Annotated in this window: 17 protein-coding genes; 13 read left to right on the top strand and 4 right to left on the bottom strand. The window is 55.5% G+C overall.

From position 1 onward, the window contains the following. Positions 1–272 precede the first annotated feature (272 nt). The 8 genes from glyA (at position 273) to J5069_RS09940 (ending at position 12,105) form a co-directional block, all read left to right on the top strand. Complete coding sequence (gene glyA, locus J5069_RS09975) at positions 273–1,526, top strand: serine hydroxymethyltransferase (protein ID WP_264643654.1); 1,254 nt, start codon at positions 273–275, stop codon at positions 1,524–1,526. Between the two features lie 313 nt (positions 1,527–1,839). Further along, positions 1,840–4,731 carry an autotransporter outer membrane beta-barrel domain-containing protein gene (locus tag J5069_RS09970; RefSeq protein WP_264643653.1) on the top strand — a complete coding sequence of 964 codons (2,892 nt, stop codon included), beginning with the start codon at positions 1,840–1,842 and terminating at the stop codon, positions 4,729–4,731. Between the two features lie 75 nt (positions 4,732–4,806). After that, on the top strand, positions 4,807–6,759 hold the full coding sequence (locus tag J5069_RS09965) for a tetratricopeptide repeat protein (protein ID WP_264643652.1): 1,953 nt from the start codon (positions 4,807–4,809) through the stop codon (positions 6,757–6,759). Then, the gene (locus J5069_RS09960; protein ID WP_264643651.1) at positions 6,753–7,631 is read left to right on the top strand and encodes an alpha/beta hydrolase; all 879 of its coding nucleotides are present in this window, start codon (positions 6,753–6,755) and stop codon (positions 7,629–7,631) included. The genes J5069_RS09965 and J5069_RS09960 overlap by 7 nt, the downstream gene beginning before the upstream one ends. Positions 7,632–7,765: 134 nt before the next feature. After that, positions 7,766–8,914, top strand: coding sequence for a 3-phenylpropionate MFS transporter (locus J5069_RS09955; protein ID WP_264643650.1), 1,149 nt, complete (start codon positions 7,766–7,768; stop codon positions 8,912–8,914). 207 nt (positions 8,915–9,121) lie between these two features. Then, complete coding sequence (locus J5069_RS09950; RefSeq protein ID WP_264643649.1) at positions 9,122–9,796, top strand: DUF1007 family protein; 675 nt, start codon at positions 9,122–9,124, stop codon at positions 9,794–9,796. Beyond that, positions 9,787–10,845 carry a nickel/cobalt transporter gene (locus J5069_RS09945; RefSeq protein WP_264643648.1) on the top strand — a complete coding sequence of 353 codons (1,059 nt, stop codon included), beginning with the start codon at positions 9,787–9,789 and terminating at the stop codon, positions 10,843–10,845. Before J5069_RS09950 ends, J5069_RS09945 begins: the two co-directional genes overlap by 10 nt. A gap of 129 nt (positions 10,846–10,974) precedes the next feature. Continuing rightward, a complete protein-coding gene (locus tag J5069_RS09940) occupies positions 10,975–12,105 on the top strand; it encodes an ABC transporter substrate-binding protein (protein ID WP_264643647.1) in 1,131 nt (376 codons plus the stop codon). A gap of 192 nt (positions 12,106–12,297) precedes the next feature. On the opposite strand, the gene J5069_RS09935 is transcribed toward J5069_RS09940, so the two are convergent. From J5069_RS09935 to suhB, 4 genes are all read right to left on the bottom strand, one after another. Then, positions 12,298–13,101, bottom strand: a complete 804-nt coding sequence (locus J5069_RS09935) for an ABC transporter ATP-binding protein (protein WP_264643646.1) — start codon at positions 13,099–13,101, stop codon at positions 12,298–12,300. Next, a complete protein-coding gene (locus J5069_RS09930; RefSeq protein ID WP_264643645.1) occupies positions 13,098–14,174 on the bottom strand; it encodes a FecCD family ABC transporter permease in 1,077 nt (358 codons plus the stop codon). Before J5069_RS09930 ends, J5069_RS09935 begins: the two co-directional genes overlap by 4 nt. Positions 14,175–14,177: 3 nt before the next feature. Then, complete coding sequence (locus J5069_RS09925; RefSeq protein ID WP_264643644.1) at positions 14,178–15,302, bottom strand: ABC transporter substrate-binding protein; 1,125 nt, start codon at positions 15,300–15,302, stop codon at positions 14,178–14,180. 183 nt (positions 15,303–15,485) lie between these two features. Next, positions 15,486–16,289 (bottom strand): inositol-1-monophosphatase, encoded by an 804-nt coding sequence (suhB, locus tag J5069_RS09920; RefSeq protein ID WP_264643643.1) that lies wholly within the window; start codon positions 16,287–16,289, stop codon positions 15,486–15,488. 132 nt (positions 16,290–16,421) lie between these two features. On the opposite strand from suhB, the gene trmJ reads away from it, so the two are divergent. The 5 genes from trmJ (at position 16,422) to iscA (ending at position 19,911) form a co-directional block, all read left to right on the top strand. Then, positions 16,422–17,156 carry a tRNA (cytosine(32)/uridine(32)-2'-O)-methyltransferase TrmJ gene (trmJ, locus tag J5069_RS09915; RefSeq protein ID WP_264643642.1) on the top strand — a complete coding sequence of 245 codons (735 nt, stop codon included), beginning with the start codon at positions 16,422–16,424 and terminating at the stop codon, positions 17,154–17,156. Positions 17,157–17,320: 164 nt separating this feature from the next. Then, a complete protein-coding gene (iscR, locus tag J5069_RS09910; protein WP_222157767.1) occupies positions 17,321–17,815 on the top strand; it encodes a Fe-S cluster assembly transcriptional regulator IscR in 495 nt (164 codons plus the stop codon). Between the two features lie 74 nt (positions 17,816–17,889). Then, positions 17,890–19,104, top strand: coding sequence for an IscS subfamily cysteine desulfurase (locus J5069_RS09905; RefSeq protein ID WP_264643641.1), 1,215 nt, complete (start codon positions 17,890–17,892; stop codon positions 19,102–19,104). A 24-nt stretch (positions 19,105–19,128) separates the two neighbouring features. Then, a complete protein-coding gene (gene iscU / locus J5069_RS09900; protein WP_195315164.1) occupies positions 19,129–19,515 on the top strand; it encodes a Fe-S cluster assembly scaffold IscU in 387 nt (128 codons plus the stop codon). A gap of 72 nt (positions 19,516–19,587) precedes the next feature. Beyond that, positions 19,588–19,911: an iron-sulfur cluster assembly protein IscA gene (gene iscA, locus J5069_RS09895; RefSeq protein ID WP_264643640.1), complete on the top strand. Its 324-nt coding sequence runs from the start codon at positions 19,588–19,590 to the stop codon at positions 19,909–19,911. The last annotated feature ends 26 nt before the right edge of the window (positions 19,912–19,937 follow it).

Below are 19,937 nucleotides of genomic sequence, written 5' to 3'. Positions count from 1 at the left end.
TTGCCGCATTGTAAATCCCTGCTTGGTGTTGGTGTTTATTGTGTCGACGGGAACACAAAATGAAGAAAATGCAGGATGCAGATGAAGAAAACTCCCTTGCCAGCGCATGAAGTCATTAGGCCGCTAAGCCTTGTGCTGCTTGAAGCTAATCGTTTGCGTAAAAACCTCTGTCAAGCCCTATCATGCAAGGGGATAAACGGTTTACACTATAGGCCAATACCCGTTGCGGGCATTTTTACTGTACATATAGTTAGCTGAGTCAGGAGATGCGGATGTTAAAGCGTGAAATGAACATTGCCGATTACGATGCCGAACTGTGGCACGCGATGCAGCAAGAAGTGGTGCGTCAGGAAGAACATATTGAACTGATTGCGTCAGAAAACTACACCAGCCCACGTGTTATGCAGGCTCAAGGGTCTCAGTTAACCAACAAATATGCGGAAGGATACCCTGGCAAACGTTATTACGGCGGCTGCGAATACGTTGACATCGTAGAGCAACTGGCGATTGACCGTGCTAAAGCGCTGTTCGGCGCCGACTACGCCAACGTGCAACCGCACTCCGGTTCTCAGGCTAACTTTGCCGTGTATACCGCGCTGCTGCAACCGGGTGATACCATTCTGGGGATGAACCTGGCACACGGCGGCCACCTGACTCACGGCTCTCCGGTTAACCTGTCTGGCAAGCTGTACAAAGTTATTCCTTACGGTATCGATGAAAGCGGTAAAATTGATTACCAGGAAATGGCTGAACTGGCGCAAACCCACAAACCGAAAATGATCGTAGGCGGTTTCTCTGCCTACTCAGGCGTGGTTGACTGGGCAAAAATGCGTGAAATCGCTGACAGCATCGGTGCTTATCTGTTTGTCGATATGGCGCACGTTGCGGGTCTGGTCGCGGCTGACGTTTATCCTAACCCGGTTCCCCATGCGCATATCGTCACCACCACCACCCATAAAACGCTGGCGGGTCCGCGCGGCGGCCTGATTCTGGCGAAAGGCGGTGATGAAGATCTGTACAAAAAACTGAACTCTGCCGTCTTCCCTGGCGGCCAGGGTGGCCCGTTGATGCACGTTATCGCCGGTAAAGCGGTCGCGCTGAAAGAAGCGATGGAACCTGAGTTCAAAGTTTACCAGCAACAAGTGGCGAAGAATGCCAAGGCCATGGTTGAGGTCTTCCTGACGCGCGGTTTCAACGTGGTGTCTGGTGGCACCAGTAACCACCTGTTCCTGCTCGATCTGGTGAGCAAAAACCTGACCGGCAAAGAAGCCGATGCCGCTCTGGGTCGCGCTAACATTACCGTTAACAAAAACAGTGTGCCGAACGATCCGAAGAGCCCGTTTGTTACCTCCGGTATCCGCATCGGTACTCCGGCGGCAACCCGTCGTGGTTTCAAGGAAGCGGAAGTGCGTGAGCTGGCAGGCTGGATCTGTGACGTATTGGATAACATCAATGACGAAGCGACCATTGAACGCGTGAAACAAAAAGTACTCGCTATTTGCGAGCGTTTCCCGGTTTATGCCTGATCGCCAGTAACCTGTATGCCAACGCCAGCCTTCGGGCTGGCGTTTTTTTTATCGCTCTTCCTCACTATCTCCGCGTAACCCTCTGATATCCGTCCTCTGATGCGCCTAAAGCAACAATCAGAATATGAAAGTTTTCTGCCACGCCCCGTCTACCCTTTGAGACAGTTCTTATCGCAAAGACGTTGTTTCCAGGAAGGTTGCTTCTAATCAATAACGGTAAATCATGTTTATTCACCGTTATTAATTAAAATGCTATCGATATCAGCGGAATGATGAAATATCAATGAGTTATACTATTTGGGAGAAGTGCCGGATGAGGTCTTCGTCATTCAAAGTCAAACCGTTGGTGGTGGCAGTAAGTGCCGTACTAGGCGTTCTTTCTACTTACCCATCATCCGCTGCATCGATCGATGTTTCCACCAGCCAAGGTGGTCTGAGCATTACAACAGCACAGGATTATCTGAGTATCACCAATACCGGTACCCTCACCGGAACCGATTTTGGCATTACCAATACGTCGACCATTGGCTCGCTCAGCAATGCCGGCGTTATCACAGGCAATGATGGGATTTACAACACCGGGTCAATCGGTCCGATAACCAACTCCGGTTTAATTTCTGCCAGTGACAATATTGGCCTGTGGAGTGATGCGGGTAACATTGATTCGCTGTTTAACACGGGCACCATCACCGGACATAAGGGCGTTTACCTCGAGAACAACAGCTTCATGGGGGAGTTCAAAAACACCGGATATATCGAAGGTGATGAAGATACTGCCGTTTTAGTCAACGCCAGTAACCTGTGCTATTTCGAGAACTCTGGCGAAATCTACGGTGACCAAGGCGTGGTGCTGGAAAATGACTCCATGCTGTATGAACTGGTCAACTCCGGTACGATCTCCTCTGAGAACGATGCCGCTATCCTGCTCAACAGTTCCAGTATCTATTCCATCAGTAATACCGGATTGATCACCGGCGATGAGGGGATCGTGCTGGAAAATGACGCCAGCATAGAGTCGTTAATTAACGGCGGTACCATCAGTGCTGGCCTGGGTATTGGCGTGTTTGGTGACAATGTCGAAGAGATGAGTTCGATAGGGTCTATCTCCAATACCGGTCTTATCGATGCTGAAGACGGGCTGATTGTAGCGGGTGGCGGATATGTCGGCACCTTCTTCAACTCGGGCACCCTGAGTGCCAATCTGGCCATCGGCGCGTTTGGCAACCCGGAATATGCTGTCAACACCATCACCGCCATTCACAACAGCGGGCTGATTGATGCAGAGGAGGGGCTGGTGGTTGCAGGCGGTTCCTATGTCGGGACGTTTTTCAACACTGGCTCCATCGACACCAATATCGCCATGGGGATTTACGACGGCGGCACCCTTGGCTCGCTCAGTAATGAAGGCATTATCGGCGGTGAGTTAGCCGCGCTCTCCATTGATGGCGGGAGTATCGGGTCGATTTATAACGACGGGGTTATTGCCGGGAATATCTACTCCACCAGCGGTCTGACCTTCTTTGGCGGCAAAGACGAGGACATCGGCACCCTGACCGGGTATGACAAGGGTAGTATCGGCACCATTTCCATTGCGGCCGGTGACCTGACCTTTGTTACAGGCAGCACGCTGCTGAATGACAACGTCATTCTGGGAGAAGGCCAGTTGGTGAATGGCTCAGCCCAGCTGATGATCAACAATGTGCTCACCATCGATGGCGACTATCAACAGGGGGGCGGTGCCAGCCTGCTGTTTGGTGTAAATAACTACCTTGCCACCAACGGTGATATCAACTCCTACAACGGGTATGGCCGCCTGGTGGTGTCCGGCAGCGCCAATATTACCAGCGGATCTAACGTGGGGCTGATGAGTAACGGCCAATATGCCTTCGCACAAGGGCAGCGCTATGTGGTAATTCGGGCAAACAGTGATGGCACCGACTACAACGCCGACAAACTGGATTACTGGGCTGATAATTACACCGGGATGCTGACCGGTAATACGGTAACGCACGGCAGCACCAGTGACCTGGTGGTGACGCTGGGTGACTGTAATGGCGATTACAAGCCGGTCGGTTACGCGACGACGTCAAACGCCGTCTCCTCATTGAACGGCCTGTTCAACTATGGCGGTACGGAATCGTCGCTGCTCAATCTGTTTAATGCCGGTGCTGCGGTAGGCAATACCGCAGAAGCCAACCGCGCGGGTGCGCAACTGAGTCCGGCGGCGATCGCCTCCGCCTCGGCACAGGCGGCAGCACTGCCCGCCATGTCGGTGTTGGACGTATTGGCGCAACGCGGCGAAGCCATTCGTCTGGCGGGAGCGGGCAGCGGTATTTCGACCGGGGAAAATGATGACGGCCCGGTTGCCTGGGGGCAGGGTTTTGGCGGCAAAGTTAACCGAGGCCAGCAAGGGGATATCGCGGGCTACGACGGGCACTTCGTTGGCGTGATGTTAGGGGGCGATGGTGAGGTCAACGACAACTGGCGTCTGGGGGGATTAGGCAGCTACACCACCACGATGGTGAACAGTAGCGGCGATAATCTGGGCAGCTCGGCGCATGTCAAATCTTACGGCGTGTTCGGCTATGCCAACTATGAAGGCGATCCGTGGTACGTCAACCTGACCACCGGCGGTATCTTCCACCATTACGGCACTAAACGTCAGATTGATTTCACCGGCTTTAACGGTAATGCCACGGCGGGCTTCAAAGGCAATCAGTTTGTTGCCTCCGGTCTGGTGGGGTATCCCCTCTCGATGGGAACCCTGTGGACCCGACTGACGCCGATCGCTGCCTTGACCTACAGCAAACTGGGTCAGGACGGCTACACCGAATCTGGCGGCAACGGTGCGGGATTGCGGGTTGACGACACCACGGTAACCTCGCTGAAAAGCGACCTGGCGTTGAAACTGGATCACCGCTTCAAAATGTCAGACGGTGAAATTCAGCCGTTTATCCAGGGCGGATGGCGTCATGAATACCATGACGATGCGTTGCAATCGGTAGCCAGTTTCTCTGCCGACAGCACTGGCGCAAGTTCATTCGTGGCTCGTGGTTCGAAGCCGATTGTGGATACCGGGGTGTTCTCGGCGGGGGTTTCTCTCGTCGGCTCTCGTGACCTCAGCGTAACGATAAAATATACCGGCGAAGCGGCCCGACATTATCAAAGTCACACCGGTAATCTGCAACTGCGTTGGCAGTTCTGATTCCCCTGCGCCAGCGGTGTGATCACACCTCTGGCGCATTGTTTCAGTTCATGTGCTGGCATCAGGGAGATTTTTGTGCTCAATCCGACTCACCCAGTGGCGGCACCGTTAACCGTGGAAACGGCCTTGCGGCGCGCGTATGCACACTGGCGGGCTGGTCAGGCGGCGCAGGCAGAGCAACTCTGTCTGCGCATTTTACGTGTAGCCCCTCAACAGCCCGGCGCCATGCATTTACTCGGTGTTATGGCCCATGCCTATGGTTTACAAGAACGTGCGGTGACCTATTTGGAGACGGCGACCCGCTCGCCGCAAGCCCCTGCGCTGTTTCATAGCAATCTGGCGGAGATGTATCGTCAAAAGGGGCGGCTAAAGGAGGCCGAGCAGTCGGCGCGCAAGGCGGTTGCTGCCGATCCGCACCTGATGGATGCGTGGAATAACCTTGGTATCATCGCGCAAGAGTGTGGCGATCTGCCTTTCAGCGAAACTTGTCTGCGCAAGGTGCTGGCTGCTCGCCCCGTCAGTCCACACGCCCACAGTAATCTGGCGAACACGCTGCGCCGTTTAGGCCAGAGCCAGCAAGCATTACATCACTATCAGCAGGCGCTGATACACGACCCTCAGTTTGTTCAGGCATGTATCAATCAATCGTCGCTGTTACGCGAACTCGGTCATCTAGATCGCGCTACCGAGTTGGCTGAGCAGGCGATAGCCCTCGAGCCACGCTGCGCAGAAGCCTATCTTAACCTTGCCGATCTGGCGAGAGTACGCCAACGGCCGGAAGAGGCTAGCCGCTGGCTGGACGCATTACGCGCCTTTGCACCGGACAGGGTTGACGCGCAGGGCGCGACGTCCGGCACGGCGCTGTCCGCCGAGGTGATTGCTGCTTGTCATCAGCAAGTGCTCGACCTTTCTGCCGAAGGCCGCCATGCCGAGGTGGAAGCCTTGCTGACGCAAACGCTGGCGAACGGCAACGGGCCGCCGACGCTGTGGCATCTGCTGGCGCGGGCGCTGCGCGCGCAGTTAAAAATGGAACCCGCGTTGCGCATTATGACCATGCTGGTGCGGGTCCGGCCCGGTGAGATGACGGCCCGTTTCGATCTGGCTTCACTGCTGTTGGTGACCGGCGATTTTACCCGCGGCTGGCGCGAATACCGCTTTCGCTACCAGATGGAACACACGGCCAAAGTGTGTCGCCATGTGCAAAAACCGCGCTGGGAAGGGCAGTTGCTTACCGGAAAATGTTTGCTGATTCACGACGAACAGGGCTTCGGCGACACCTTTCAGTTTTTACGTCTGGTGCAAGCGGCCCGCGAGCGCAGCGGTGCGCGCATCATTTTACAAGTGAACAACGACTGTCTGGCACTGGCACGCCGCTGTGCAGGTTGGGATGAGATTGTGGTGCGTGGGAACTTACCGCCACCCTTTGATTATCACTGTGAACTGATGAGCCTGCCGATGGCGTTGGGCCTGCAACTGACGGATTTGCCCGGCTCTGTTCCTTATCTGTTTGCCGATCCCCAGCGTGTTGAGGTCTGGCAACAGCGTCTGGCGCATTTACCGCGCCCGTTGGTGGGGCTGGTGTGGGCAGGGCGACCCGAACACAACAATGATAAAAATCGCTCCATGACCCTGAACGATCTTGCGCCGCTGGCACAGCCCGGCGTCAGTTTTCTTGCTCTGCAAAAAGGCACTGCCGCGTTACAAGCCGAGGAACCGCCTGCTGGTATCAATCTGTTATCGTTGAGTGATGACATCACTGATTTTGACGACACGGCGGCGATCCTGTGCGTCATCGATCTGCTGATTTCGGTGGACTCTTCCCCGGTGCATCTGGCCGGTGCGTTGGGTCGACCCGCCTGGGTGATGCTGCCTTACGAGCCGGAGTGGCGCTGGCTGCTGGGACGTGATGACTCGCCCTGGTATCCCTCCGTCACGCTGTTTCGTCAACCGCAGCACGGGCAGTGGACTCCCGTGGTGCAGGCAATGGCCCAGCAACTGGCTCAGTGGCCTCGGCAGACGCCATGCTGATCCGTGCGTGCTTTGCGCCACTACTTGTGCCATTCAGCATGCTGCTGTGGATACTGACCACCAGTTTGACGGGATGCCACTCCGATCCGCGCGCTCATGCCGATCAGTTGGCGCTGCGCGGTGATTTGCAACATGGCACGCTGTGGGTCGCTCCCTTTCACTTAACCACCTACGTGCGCATTACGCGTGTCGACAGGCCTTTGCATGTGTACATCGAGGGCGATGGTCGCGCCTGGCGCGATCGCTACCGGGTAGCGCACGATCCCACGCCGCGACGAGCGATGGGGCTGGCATTGGCGGCGGAGGATACGGCGGCCAATGTGGTTTATCTGGCGCGCCCCTGCCAATTTACCGCCGCCGAGCACGCTTCAGTCTGTCAGCCTGAATACTGGACAGGCAAACGCTTTGCACCCGACGTTGTTGCGTCGATGGATGCGGCTATTTCGCACTATTTGCGCCAGACACCGGGGCAACCGGTGGTGTTGACCGGGTATTCTGGCGGCGGCGCTATTGCGGTGTTGATTGCGGCGCGGCGTAACGACATTGCCCTGCTGCGCACGGTGGCGGGCAATCTCGACCACGTCGCCGTTAATCGCTTACACCGTGTCGCCACCATGCCCGAATCGCTCAACCCGGCTGATGTCGCGAGCAAGGTTGCCGCTGTGCCGCAACTGCATTTCAGCGGCGATAGCGATCGCATTGTCCCTTCGGTTATCGCTCACTTTTTTGTTGCTGCCGTCGGGCGCTGTGCCGATGTGCGTGAAGTGCACGACGTGGATCATGAGGGCGATTGGCCCGCGCTGTGGTCTGCGTTGTTACAGATGCGCGTCCCCTGTGAGGATCCGGCGCAACGGTCTTTGCTCCGCGCCTGATAAACTGAATTTTGCGAGCCCGCGCTGGGAAGCCTCCGCCTTACCTGTTAGGCTAAGACGCCTTTTTTGGGGCGCAATGATGGTCTGTGGCCGAGTGGCGGCACCAGGTGCTGCATGGCTTACAAGGAGAGACGATGGTTTTGCAATCCACCTACTGGCTGGCGCTCAGTTATTTCACCTACTTTTTTTGCTACGGTATTTTCCTGCCGTTCTGGAGCGGGTGGCTAAAAGGGGAAGGTCTTAGCGCGGAAAACATCGGTTTACTGCTCGGTGCCGGACTGGTGGCGCGCTGTATGGGTAGTCTCTTCATTACGCCTTGTGTAAAAAATCCCGCTCATCTTATTAATGCGATACGTCTTTTGGCGCTGCTGTCACTGATCCTTGCGCTGGGTTTCTGGTTGGGAAATGCCTGGGCGTGGCTGCTGCTAGTGATTGTCGGTTTTAATCTGTTCTTTTCGCCGCTGGTGCCGCTCAACGATGGGCTGGCCGCCACCTGGCAACGCCAGATCGCCATGGATTATGGCAAAGTGCGCGTCTGGGGATCGATAGCCTTTGTGATTGGCTCCGCGGTAACCGGTGAATTGGTGGCCGCCTGGGGACACACGGCAATCCTGGCAACGCTGACCGCCGGGTTGGTTTGTATGCTGTTGGGCATGTTGCTGCGACCTTCTGTGATGCCACAGGCCAGCGCGGGCGGCGAACATACCGCGCCCGTAACCCCCTGGCCGCAATTACTGCGTGAATCGGGCGTGTGGCGCTTTCTGCTGTGTGTGGCGCTGCTGCAAGGGGCGCACGCGGCCTATTACAGTTTTAGCGTTATCTATTGGCAGGATGCGGGCTATTCGCCAGCGGTGATTGGCTATCTGTGGTCGCTGGGGGTGGTGGCTGAGGTGGTGGTGTTTATGTTCAGCAAGCGCTGGTTCGGGCGTTTCAGCGCCCGCGATCTGCTGCTGCTGTCGGCGTTGGCGGGCATGGTACGCTGGAGCCTGATGGGGGCCACCGTAGCGCTGCCCTGGCTGATTGTGATACAGATATTGCACTGCGGTACTTTTACCCTGTGCCATCTGGCCGCGATGCGCTTTATCTCTGCGCGTGGCGGTGGCGACGTGCTGCGTTTGCAGGCCGTCTACTCGGCACTGGCTATGGGCGGCAGTATCGCGGTGATGACGGTGGTGTCGGGCTTTTTGTTTGAACATCTCCAGAACGGTACATTCTGGGTAATGGCGGCGCTGGTGGTTCCCGCGCTGTTTTTGCGACCCGCTACCCCGGTTCAACGCTCATAAAACCGGGTATCACGTTCAACTCTCCCCGTCATTCCCGCGCAGGCGGGAATCTCTTGCAGGTGAAATGCGTTTCTTCTGGCAGAGATCCCCGGCTTTCGCCGAGGATGACGAGAGGGAAACCGAGGATGACGAGGTAAAGTGATTTTGTCATCAGTCTGTCACCCGGAAAATCTGGGTGCCATTATCTGCGTCAAGAGACGATACATTATGTTACTTTATAACACTTTCGGTCGCGGTGGTGCTCGGTTAGGGTGGCGTCGGGGCGTGTTGTTCTCGCTGCTGTCGCTTGCCTCGCCTGCGGTGTGGGCGCATCCCCACAGTTTTATCGATATCCAAACCACGGTTGAAGGTGAGAACGACACCATTACCGGGTTGCGTATGCATTGGACGATGGATCCGATTACCTCGGCAGACCTGCTTTACGATGCGGGCAAGGCGAAAAGTGACTCAGAAATCTGGAAAAAGCTGGCGGCTGAAGTGATGGCAAACGTGTTGGGCCAGCATTATTTCACCGAGATCTACCGGGATAACGCGGCGGTGAAGTTTCAACCGATGCCGACCGAATATCATTTGTCGCGCCAGGGCAACAAAGCGGTGCTGGAATTTGTGTTGCCGCTGGCGCACCCGCAGGCTTTGAAAGGCGCGCCGCTACAGATTTCTACCTATGACCCGACCTATTTTGTCGATATGTCCTATCAGGATAAAAACGCTGTCCGCCTTGCGCCCGCGCTGGCGGAACACTGTAAAACAGCGCTGTTTACCCCGAAACCCAGCGCAGATTTACGCTCTTATGCGCTGTCGCTGGATAAAGCCGATGCCCCCGATGAGGATCTGGCGCTGGGCAAACAGTTTGCACAACGAATTACGCTGGAATGCCATTGACTGTGTTTGAAAAACGAAAACGCAACCGCATCGTGAGACTGTGCCTTGGCCTGTGGCCGTTAGCGGCTTTTTTATTGCTGCTGGCGGTAGGCTTTCAGGTAGCGCTGCGTTACTGGCCGGATATTCTGCTGCAAAGCGTTGCCTGGCAGAAGGTGATGCATCAGCAGATGTCAGCGCTGCTCGAGGCGGTGCAAGAACAGCCGCATCAGGCGGGGCTGAGCCTGCTGGCGTTCAGTCTGGTCTACGGCATCTTGCACGCGGTGGGGCCGGGGCACGGTAAAGTGGTGATTACCACCTATCTTGCCACCCATCCGGCACAGCTTAAAAGCAGTCTGAAACTGACGCTGGCATCATCGCTGCTACAAGGCATGATGGCGATTGCGCTGGTGAGCGTCACGTTGGGGGTTCTGCAACTCTCCAGCCGGGCGCTGCACGCCAGCAGTTTTTGGATGGAAAAGGCCAGTTTTATGCTGGTGGCGCTATTGGGATTGTGGCTCAGCGGGCGGGCCCTCAAACGCCTGTGGGCGGCGGTTACCCATGCCCGGCATGCCAGCAGGCCACACATTCGGCGTATGCAGGTGTTCACCGCACAGGCGCGACCGTTACCGTTAGCGCCTTCCTTGCCAGTGACTGATGATGGCGTATGCGGTTGCGGTCATCGCCATCTTCCTTCCCAGGAAGAATTGCAACGCGGTGATGGCTGGCGTACCCGATTGGCGATTGTGTGTGCCATGGGGTTGCGTCCCTGCTCGGGGGCCATTCTGGTGCTGCTGTTCTCCAAAGTGATCGGCGTGTTTGCCTGGGGCGTGGCTTCCGCGCTCGCTATGGCGCTGGGCACGGCCATTACCCTCTCGGCGTTGGCGCTGCTGGTGTTCTTTTGCCGCCGAGTGATTGAACGTATGGGGCGCTCACGCGCGCCTGCGCTGTGGCAACAGACCGCCTGGAGCACGCTGGCGCTGACGGGTGGCATGGTGCTGTTTGGCATGGGCGTTCTGCTTTACCTCACGGCGCAGCCTGCCATCACCGGTGGTATCCGCCCGTTCTCCTGACACGCCTTTCTGATTTTTCTCTCTGAACGTGCCTGATGTCAAAAAGCCATTGCGTCTGCTCTGGCGCGCAGCATATCATTTCAAAGATGATAATGAGTCTCATTATCCATATAAAAATCAGGGATAAAAATGAAGAAAACGCTACATTGGATAGCCGCCATCGCGCTATGGAGTGTTACCTGCCTATCGTATGCTGCCCCGATCGTTATTGAAGATGTCAGTGGTCGTAAAGTTGAAATTGCGGCTGAAGCCAAACGCATCATTTTGGGCGAAGGACGGCAGATCTACCTGCTGGCGGCCTTTGACACCGAGGCCCCGTTTAAACGCGTGGTCGGCTGGCGCGACGATCTGCCCAAAGCGGATTTTGATGGCTACAAGGCCTATGAAAAACAGTTCCCGAGCATCACCGCGTTGCCAACGTTTGGCGGCGCGAAAGACGGCACCTTTAACGTTGAGCAGGCGTTAACGCTCAAACCCGATTTGGTGCTGATGAACCTGGAATCGAAAGCGGCAACGGATGAAGGCAAACTGATTGAAAAGCTGGATCAGTTGGGTATTCCGGTAGTGTTTATTGATTTCCGCGAGAAGCCGTTTGAGAATGCGGAAAAGAGCATCCGTATCATGGGGCAACTACTGAACAAGCCGCAGCGTGCCGAGGAGATCGTTCAGTTCCGCCGTGAGCAGATCGCCATGGTGGAAGATCGCCTGAAAAACTATCAGGGGCCGCGTCCGAAAGTCATGATCGACCGCGCTGGCGGCTATGATGACGAGTGCTGCATGTCCTTTGGTGATGAAAACTTTGGCAAAATGGTGGAAGTCGCTGGCGGGAGCAATATCGCCAAAACGGCGATCCCCGGCACCTTTGGCACCTTGAACCCAGAATTTATCATCAGCGCTCGCCCCGATGTGGTGATTGTCACGGGGGCTAACTGGAAGAACTACAACACGGCGAACAAGTGGGTGGGCGTGGGACCGGGGGCGGATACGGCGGAAGCCACTAAACGTCTGGCTGCGCTGATGCAACGTTCTGCGTTCAAAACCTTGCCGGTGGCGACCAACGGCAAGGCGCACGCCATCTGGCACCAGTTCTATGATAGCCCGTATCAGTTTGTCGCGATTCAGGCGATGGCGAAATGGCTGCATCCGGATCTGTTTAAGGATATCGATCCGGATGCGACATTCAGAACCTTCCATGAGAAATTCTTGCCGCTGCCGTATCAACCGGGATATTGGGTAACACTGCCGCCGCAGCAGAAATAGCCTGTTAGGCTTATGGCAAAGTCATTTTCCCCTTCGTCATCCTCGGCGAAAGCCGGGGATCTCTGTGAGAAGAAACGCGTTTCTTCTGCGAGAGATTCCCGCTTGCGCGGGAATGACGGAGTAGGAGCAGTGTAGGAGCAGTAATGACGGAGGTGGACGGTAATGACCGTTTTAAGATGGGATCGTCAGTAATCAAATCGTCGGTTCAGACACCAACCCATCGATCATCACCTGCGGTATACCCTGCGAACAGCGCTCAATGCGTCCGCGTACGCCGTACACCTGTGCCAAACTGTCAGCGCTGATCACCTCGGCGGGTGCGCCATCGGCAATCAGTTCACCGTTTTTCAGCATCAGCACATGGTCGCCATGGCGCAGGGCGATATTGATGTCGTGCACCACCACCAGCGTAACGATATTGCGCTTGCGCGTCTCTTTACGCACCAAATCCATCACGTGAAACTGGTAGTTGAGATCCAGTGCGCTTAACGGTTCATCCAGCAACAGCAGGGAAGGTTGGCGAATCAGCGATTGCGCCAGCCCCACCAGCTGTTTTTGGCCGCCGGACAGCTGGTCCAGATAGCTCATCGCCAGATGTTCAATGCCGAGCTGGCGCAGCAGCGTCAACACCTCATTCTCTTTCTCGCGCGAGTTCAAACCGCCGGAAGCTCGCTGCGCCACGATGATCGATTCCAGCACGTGCAGATGCACGCCCGCAGGCAGAGATTGTGGCAGGTAAACCACCTGTTCCGCGCGCTTGGCGAACGGCAACTGCATCAGTTCGGTATCGTCCAGATGCAGCTCACCCTGGGCATTGCCCAGTCCGGCCAGTGCGCGCAGCAGCGTTGATTTGCCGCTGCCGTTCGGGCCGAGCAGTACCGTGATTTTACCGCGCGGCAGCAGCGGCACATTGAGGTTGTGAATGATTTGTCGTTTCGGGTAACCAGCCTCGAAACGGGAGATGCGCAAACCGGCGTGAGACAGCGTCTGGTTCATACATTCCCCCGGTGGCGCAGAATAATACTCAGGAAGAAAGGCACCCCAACCAGCGATGTCACGATCCCAACCGGAATAATCACGCCGGGGATCAGGTTTTTAGACGCTACCGACGCCAGCGACAACACCAACGCACCAATCAGCGCGCTGGCGGGCAGATAGAAGCGGTGATCTTCGCCGAAGACCATGCGGGCAATGTGCGGCGCGACCAAGCCAATAAAACCGATCGGGCCGACGAATGCCACCGACAGCGCGGAGAGAATACTGATGCGCAACAGCGTCGTCAGACGCAAACGGCGCACGTTGATGCCAAAACTGGTGGCGCGATCTTCTCCAAGGCGCAGGGCGGTCAGCTTCCATGAACTCATAAACGACAGCGGCATCAATACCGCCAGTGCCAACAGCAGTACGCCCAGCTTTTCCCATGAGGCGCGAGCCAGGCTGCCCATGGTCCAGAACACCAGCCCTTGCAAGGTATCTTCATTGGCAATGAATTGCAGCATGGAGACCAGCGCATTGAAGGTGAACACCAGCGCGATGCCGAACAGCACCACGCCGGACGTCGCAACGTTGGTCCAGCGGGTAATGCCATCGAGCAGCAGTGCGGCCATCAGCGCAAAGAGAAAGGCGTTGGCGGAGATAAACCACTGGGCCGGAATACCGGGGATACCAATCCCCAACACAATCGCCAAGGCAGCACCGAAGGCGGCGGCCGAGGAGACGCCCAGGGTAAACGGGCTGGCTAACGGGTTATTCAGGATGGTCTGCATCTCTGCGCCTGCCAGCCCTAAGGCCAGCCCGACGATCAGCGCCATCAGCGCATAGGGCAGGCGGATATCCCACACGATCACGCGCGTGCCGGCATCGGCCTGTGCCGGGTTGGTCAGGGTTTGCCACAGCACGTCGAGCGAAAGCCCAGACGGCCCCATGGTGAAATCCAGCAGCAGGGAGGCAACAATGGCGACGACCAGCAGCAGCATGATCAGCAACCGGTGGCGCAGAATATCTTGATAGTGACGGAGGATATCCGATTCAGCCGCCTTTTGGCGGCTGATGTCAGTGGTTGTACTCATCGACTACTTGGCCAACTTTTGACTGAAAATAAACGGCGTGTCCGGAAGCGTGGTAAAGCGACGCACGATATCGTGGTAGGTTTGATCCGGATTTAACGTTGCCAGGGCTTGCGGATAGGCAATTTTCGCCAGATATTCCATGCCGACAATGTTATACGGATGGTTATAGAAGTGGTGATACACCCCGTAAACCTGACCGGCCTTGATAGCGGGGACCTGATCGATACCCGGACGGCTTAACAGCACATCGGCTTTGGCCTGAATATCCTCAGCGGTGGCGCCATAGCCGAACGACAGAATTTTGTTGGCGCTGTTGCCGCGTTTGGAACCGGTCATGATGTAGGCATCCGGTTTTTCCGCAATCACTTTTTCCAGTGAGATAAAACCGGTGGCACCCGGCAGCAGATCGGCGGCGATGTTGGTCACCCCAACCGCTCTTAGCAAACCGCCCCAGCCGTTATCTTTATGGCTAAAGCAGCAGGCATCGCTGTTGCCCGCGATAGGTTCGATAAACACGCGCGGTTTGGGGGTAATGGCTGCGGTTTTTTGCTGGATGTCGGTGGCGTGCTGACGGTAGAAATCGGTATAGGCTTTGGCATTCTCTTCGCGGTTAAGCACCTTGCCGAGCAGGTCGATGCTGTCTGCGGTGTTCTTGGCCGGATCGATTTCATAATCGACAAACAGCAGCGGAATGTGCAGTTCATTCAGCTTGTTCACCACGCCATTGCCTTCCAGCGACGCCTTGGCACGCAGCTGCGCTACCATCAAATCCGGTTTTTTCACCAGCACGCTTTCCAGCTCGATATCACCTTTGTCGCCAAAGCCCATATCAAGGATGTTTTCTGCGTCCGGCCATTTGCCCTTCAACAGATTCCAGGTAGCGGTATCCTGCTTTTTCGGCAGGTTGTTCCACGCCACCAACCGCTGGAACGGATCGTCGCGATCCAGCAGTGCCAGCGCCATAATATCGCGCCCGTCTTGCAGCACCAGATGCTTCGGCTCGTGTTGCAGCGTGACGGTATTGCCCGCCATATCAGTGATGGTTAAGGGATACTGCGTGGCGTGGCTGAAAAGTGGTGTAGTAAGGAGTGCCGTGAAGAACAGCGAGTTGATGGATTTTTTAAACATGGTGTCGTCCCGTTACCATCTGCCCTGATGAATTAAGCCTCTCCTAATACAAATCAGACAGATGTAATGCATTTGATAATCATTATCGTATTACCATACGCCAAAACTTAACAGGAACGCAATGTAAGGAAAAATATCAGATGTTGTCCCGGCCACCGACGGCGAACGGGACAAAAGACAGCCTTAGCGTTTCAGGGCTTCGCTAAGTTGTTCACGAATGGTGGACAGAATGGATTTCACCACGCGCGGATTGCCCGCCACCAGGTTACCAGAAGAGAGGTAATTATGGCCGCCAACGAAGTCAGTCACGATACCGCCCGCTTCACGCACGATCAGTTCGCCACCGGCGAAATCCCAGGGTTTCAGGCCAATCTCGAAGAAACCGTCTACGCGGCCTGCTGCCACATAGGCCAGATCCAGCGCGGCAGAACCGGTACGACGGAAGTCGGCACAGGTGGTAAACAGGGCTGACACCATATTGATGTATGGGGTAGCGTGCTGTTTCAGTTTGAAAGGAAAGCCGGTTGCCAGAATCGTGCCTTCCAGATCGCGCGCGTTGCCGCTGCGCAGACGATAGCCGTTCAACTGTGCGCCCTGACCGCGCGTGGCGGTAAACAGTTCATTGCGCATCGGATCGTAAACCACAGCGACTTCAGTGCGGCCTTTAATGCGCACCGCAATGGAAACAGCAAAATGGGGGAGACGTTTTACGAAGTTGGTGGTGCCATCCAGCGGATCGATAATCCATTGCACTGCATCGTCTTCACCGACTATTTCGCCGCACTCTTCACCAATAATAGTGTGCTGGGGGTAGGATTTGCGGATCACCTCAATAATCAGGCGTTCGGCGTCGCGGTCAACGTTGGTGACAAAATCGTTGCTGCCTTTTTGGCTCGCTTCAACGGCGTCGGGGGTTTCATAATTCTTGGCAATTAAATTACCGCCCTTGCGCGCAGCGCGCACAGCGATGTTAAGCATCGGATGCATGGTATCGTCCACTAGGATGTTAAAGAACAGAAAGCGAGGCGCAGTATAGCAGGGGAAAGAGAAAATAGCGAAGTCTGTGATACACTAATCCTGTTTTTCACTCTTTTTCTTCTTTCTTACTGCCGAGTCAACATGTTAGAGAATATTCGTATCGTTCTGGTGGAAACCTCGCACACGGGCAACATGGGGTCCACCGCCAGAGCGATGAAAACCATGGGGTTAAAGAACCTCTATCTGGTGAACCCACTGATCAAACCGGATTCACAGGCGATCGCACTGGCCGCAGGTGCCAGCGATATTATTGGAAACGCTACGCTGGTCAATACGCTGGATGAGGCGTTGGTCGGGTGTAACCTGGTGGTGGGTACCAGCGCGCGTTCCCGTTCGCTGCCCTGGCCGATGCTCGAACCGCGCGAGTGCGGCGTGCGCAGTGCGCACGAAGCGCAGCACGCACCGGTGGCGCTGGTGTTTGGCCGTGAACGCGTGGGGTTGACCAACGACGAACTGCAAAAATGCCACTATCACGTCTGTATTCCCGCCAATCCCGAGTACAGCTCGTTGAATCTGGCGATGGCAGTACAGCTGATCGCTTATGAAGTTCGCGTTGCGCATCTGGATTTGCTGGCGCAGGGGGCACCCCAGATCGCAGAAGAACCTTACCCGCTGGTTGACGATCTGGAACGTTTCTATACCCATCTGGAAGAAACGCTGCACTACACCGGTTTTATTCGTAAGGCCCATCAGGGGCAGGTGATGCACAAGCTGCGTCGCTTATTCACCCGTGCGCGCCCGGAAGAGCAGGAGTTGGCCATTCTGCGCGGCATTTTGAGCTCGGTACAAAAAAACCGGCATGACGGTCAGGACTAGAAAAGCATAGCGTAAATACTTGAGTGAATTACTCGGTTAAATAGTTGACTAAAACACTCGGGAATGTCAGACTCGAAGGGTGCTATGTAAGTACATGCATTTACAGTGCATGTTATAATAACCGTGTTCGATAATAAGCTGTTTTATCTACAGGTACCACTATTATGAGACTGACATCAAAAGGCCGTTATGCCGTTACCGCCATGCTTGATGTGGCGCTGCACTCCAAAGAAGGGCCGGTTCCTTTGGCGGATATTTCCGAGCGACAGGGAATATCGCTGTCCTATCTCGAGCAACTGTTCTCTCGCTTGCGCAAAAACGGGCTGGTTTCCAGCGTCCGTGGGCCGGGCGGTGGTTACCTGCTAGGCAAAAACGCCAATGAAATCGCCGTTGGTGCCGTGATCTCTGCCGTCGACGAGTCCGTCGATGCGACCCGTTGTCAGGGGCGTGAAGGCTGCCAGGGTGGCGATCGCTGCCTGACGCACACGCTGTGGCGCGATCTCAGCGACCGTATCACCGATTTCTTGAACAATATCACGCTGGACGAACTGGTGAATAATCAGGAAGTGCTGGACGTGGCGGATCGCCAAGATGCCGACACGCGCCGCACCGCTAACGGACGTTTTCAAGAAACCATTAATGTCAATCTGCGCGCCTGATAGTTCATCCTCGCAGGAATAATAAAATCAAAACGCATTGTACGTTTTGAAGTGATGTACGGAGTTTATGAGCAATGAAGTTACCCATTTATCTAGACTATTCAGCCACGACGCCGGTTGACCCGCGCGTGGCTGAAAAAATGATGCAGTTTTTGACCCTGGACGGTACGTTTGGCAACCCGGCTTCCCGCTCTCACCGCTTTGGTTGGCAGGCGGAAGAGGCAGTGGATATCGCGCGTAACCAAATTGCCGATCTGGTGGGTGCCGATCCGCGTGAAATTGTGTTCACGTCCGGCGCGACCGAAGCCGACAACCTGGCTATCAAAGGTGCCGCTAACTTCTATCAGAAGAAAGGCAAGCACATCATTACCAGCAAGACCGAACACAAGGCCGTGCTGGATACCTGCCGTCAGTTGGAGCGTGAAGGCTTCGAGGTCACTTACCTCGCGCCGCAGCGCAACGGCATTATCGATCTGCATGAACTCGAAGCGGCAATGCGTGAAGACACCATTGTGGTTTCCATCATGCACGTGAACAACGAAATCGGTGTGGTACAGGATATTGCCGCTATCGGCGAGATGTGCCGTAGCCGTGGTATCGTATTCCACGTTGATGCGACGCAGAGCGTGGGCAAACTGCCTATCGATCTCAGTAAGACCAAAGTCGATTTAATGTCTTTCTCCGGTCATAAAATCTATGGTCCGAAAGGCATTGGCGCGCTGTATGTGCGTCGTAAACCCCGTATCCGTATTGAAGCGCAGATGCACGGCGGCGGTCACGAACGCGGTATGCGTTCCGGCACCTTGCCGGTGCACCAGATCGTCGGCATGGGTGAAGCGTACCGTATTGCCAAAGAAGAGATGGTGGCGGAAATGGCTCGCCTGAGCGCGCTGCGCCATCGCTTGTGGAACGGTATCAAGGATATTGAAGAGGTGTACCTCAACGGCGACCTGGAGCAGGGCGCGCCGAATATCCTCAATGTCAGCTTTAACTATGTTGAGGGTGAATCCCTGATCATGGCGCTGAAAGACCTGGCTGTCTCCTCCGGTTCTGCCTGTACCTCTGCGAGCCTGGAGCCATCCTATGTGCTGCGTGCGCTGGGCATGAATGATGAATTGGCGCACAGCTCGATCCGCTTCTCTCTCGGCCGCTTCACCACCGAGGAAGAGATCGACTACACCATCGATCTGGTACAGAAATCCATCGGACGTCTGCGTGACCTGTCTCCGCTGTGGGAGATGTTCAAGCAGGGCGTGGATCTGACCACCATCGAATGGGCTCATCATTAATTCGCAGCACGGAGAACGTTAATCATGGCATACAGCGAAAAAGTTATTGATCATTACGAAAATCCGCGCAACGTCGGCTCCTTTGACAACGCCGATCCTTCGATTGGCAGCGGCATGGTGGGCGCACCGGCGTGTGGCGACGTAATGAAATTACAGATCAAAGTCAGCGACAACGGCATTATCGAAGACGCACGTTTCAAAACCTACGGTTGTGGCTCCGCCATTGCTTCAAGTTCGCTGATCACTGAGTGGGTGAAAGGCAAGTCTCTGGACGAAGCCGAGGCGATCAAGAACACCCAGATCGCCGAGGAGCTGGAACTGCCACCGGTGAAAATTCACTGTTCTATTCTGGCGGAAGATGCGATCAAAGCAGCGATCGCAGATTACAAAAGCAAACGCACAGCGAAATAATGGGTCGGCGAACCGACTGCCCGGCGTGTATGCGTTGGGCAGTAGGCGTGCTAACGATACCGAGGTTGGTGTATGTCTATTTCTCTTAGCGATAGCGCAGCACAACGTGTCAGCGCTTTTATGGTAAATCGAGGCAAAGGCGTTGGCCTGCGTCTGGGCGTGCGGACGTCGGGTTGCTCAGGTATGGCTTATGTGCTTGAGTTTGTTGACGACCTTAATGACGACGATGTGGTGTTTGAAGATAAAGGGGTAAAAGTCATCATCGATGGCAAGAGCCTGGTTTATCTCGACGGCACGCAGTTGGATTTCGTCAAAGAAGGGTTGAACGAAGGCTTCAAGTTCAATAACCCCAACGTTAACGGCGAATGCGGCTGCGGCGAAAGCTTTACGGTCTGATTCGTTTTGCCCGTGTTAGCGGGGGG

Source organism: Candidatus Symbiopectobacterium sp. NZEC127 (assembly GCF_025962675.1).
Lineage (GTDB): Bacteria > Pseudomonadota > Gammaproteobacteria > Enterobacterales > Enterobacteriaceae > Symbiopectobacterium.
Note: the sequence above shows the minus strand (reverse complement) of the source record. Positions and strands in the feature narration are given on the sequence as shown.

Coding starts and splice junctions, on each gene's coding strand:
- glyA (WP_264643654.1), top strand. CDS start 273: ATGTTAAAGCGTGAAATGAACATTGCCGATTACGATGCCGAACTGTGG.
- J5069_RS09970 (WP_264643653.1), top strand. CDS start 1,840: ATGAGGTCTTCGTCATTCAAAGTCAAACCGTTGGTGGTGGCAGTAAGT.
- J5069_RS09960 (WP_264643651.1), top strand. CDS start 6,753: ATGCTGATCCGTGCGTGCTTTGCGCCACTACTTGTGCCATTCAGCATG.
- J5069_RS09955 (WP_264643650.1), top strand. CDS start 7,766: ATGGTTTTGCAATCCACCTACTGGCTGGCGCTCAGTTATTTCACCTAC.
- J5069_RS09950 (WP_264643649.1), top strand. CDS start 9,122: ATGTTACTTTATAACACTTTCGGTCGCGGTGGTGCTCGGTTAGGGTGG.
- J5069_RS09945 (WP_264643648.1), top strand. CDS start 9,787: ATGCCATTGACTGTGTTTGAAAAACGAAAACGCAACCGCATCGTGAGA.
- J5069_RS09940 (WP_264643647.1), top strand. CDS start 10,975: ATGAAGAAAACGCTACATTGGATAGCCGCCATCGCGCTATGGAGTGTT.
- J5069_RS09935 (WP_264643646.1), bottom strand. CDS start 13,101: ATGAACCAGACGCTGTCTCACGCCGGTTTGCGCATCTCCCGTTTCGAG.
- J5069_RS09930 (WP_264643645.1), bottom strand. CDS start 14,174: ATGAGTACAACCACTGACATCAGCCGCCAAAAGGCGGCTGAATCGGAT.
- J5069_RS09925 (WP_264643644.1), bottom strand. CDS start 15,302: ATGTTTAAAAAATCCATCAACTCGCTGTTCTTCACGGCACTCCTTACT.
- suhB (WP_264643643.1), bottom strand. CDS start 16,289: ATGCATCCGATGCTTAACATCGCTGTGCGCGCTGCGCGCAAGGGCGGT.
- trmJ (WP_264643642.1), top strand. CDS start 16,422: ATGTTAGAGAATATTCGTATCGTTCTGGTGGAAACCTCGCACACGGGC.
- iscR (WP_222157767.1), top strand. CDS start 17,321: ATGAGACTGACATCAAAAGGCCGTTATGCCGTTACCGCCATGCTTGAT.
- J5069_RS09905 (WP_264643641.1), top strand. CDS start 17,890: ATGAAGTTACCCATTTATCTAGACTATTCAGCCACGACGCCGGTTGAC.
- iscU (WP_195315164.1), top strand. CDS start 19,129: ATGGCATACAGCGAAAAAGTTATTGATCATTACGAAAATCCGCGCAAC.
- iscA (WP_264643640.1), top strand. CDS start 19,588: ATGTCTATTTCTCTTAGCGATAGCGCAGCACAACGTGTCAGCGCTTTT.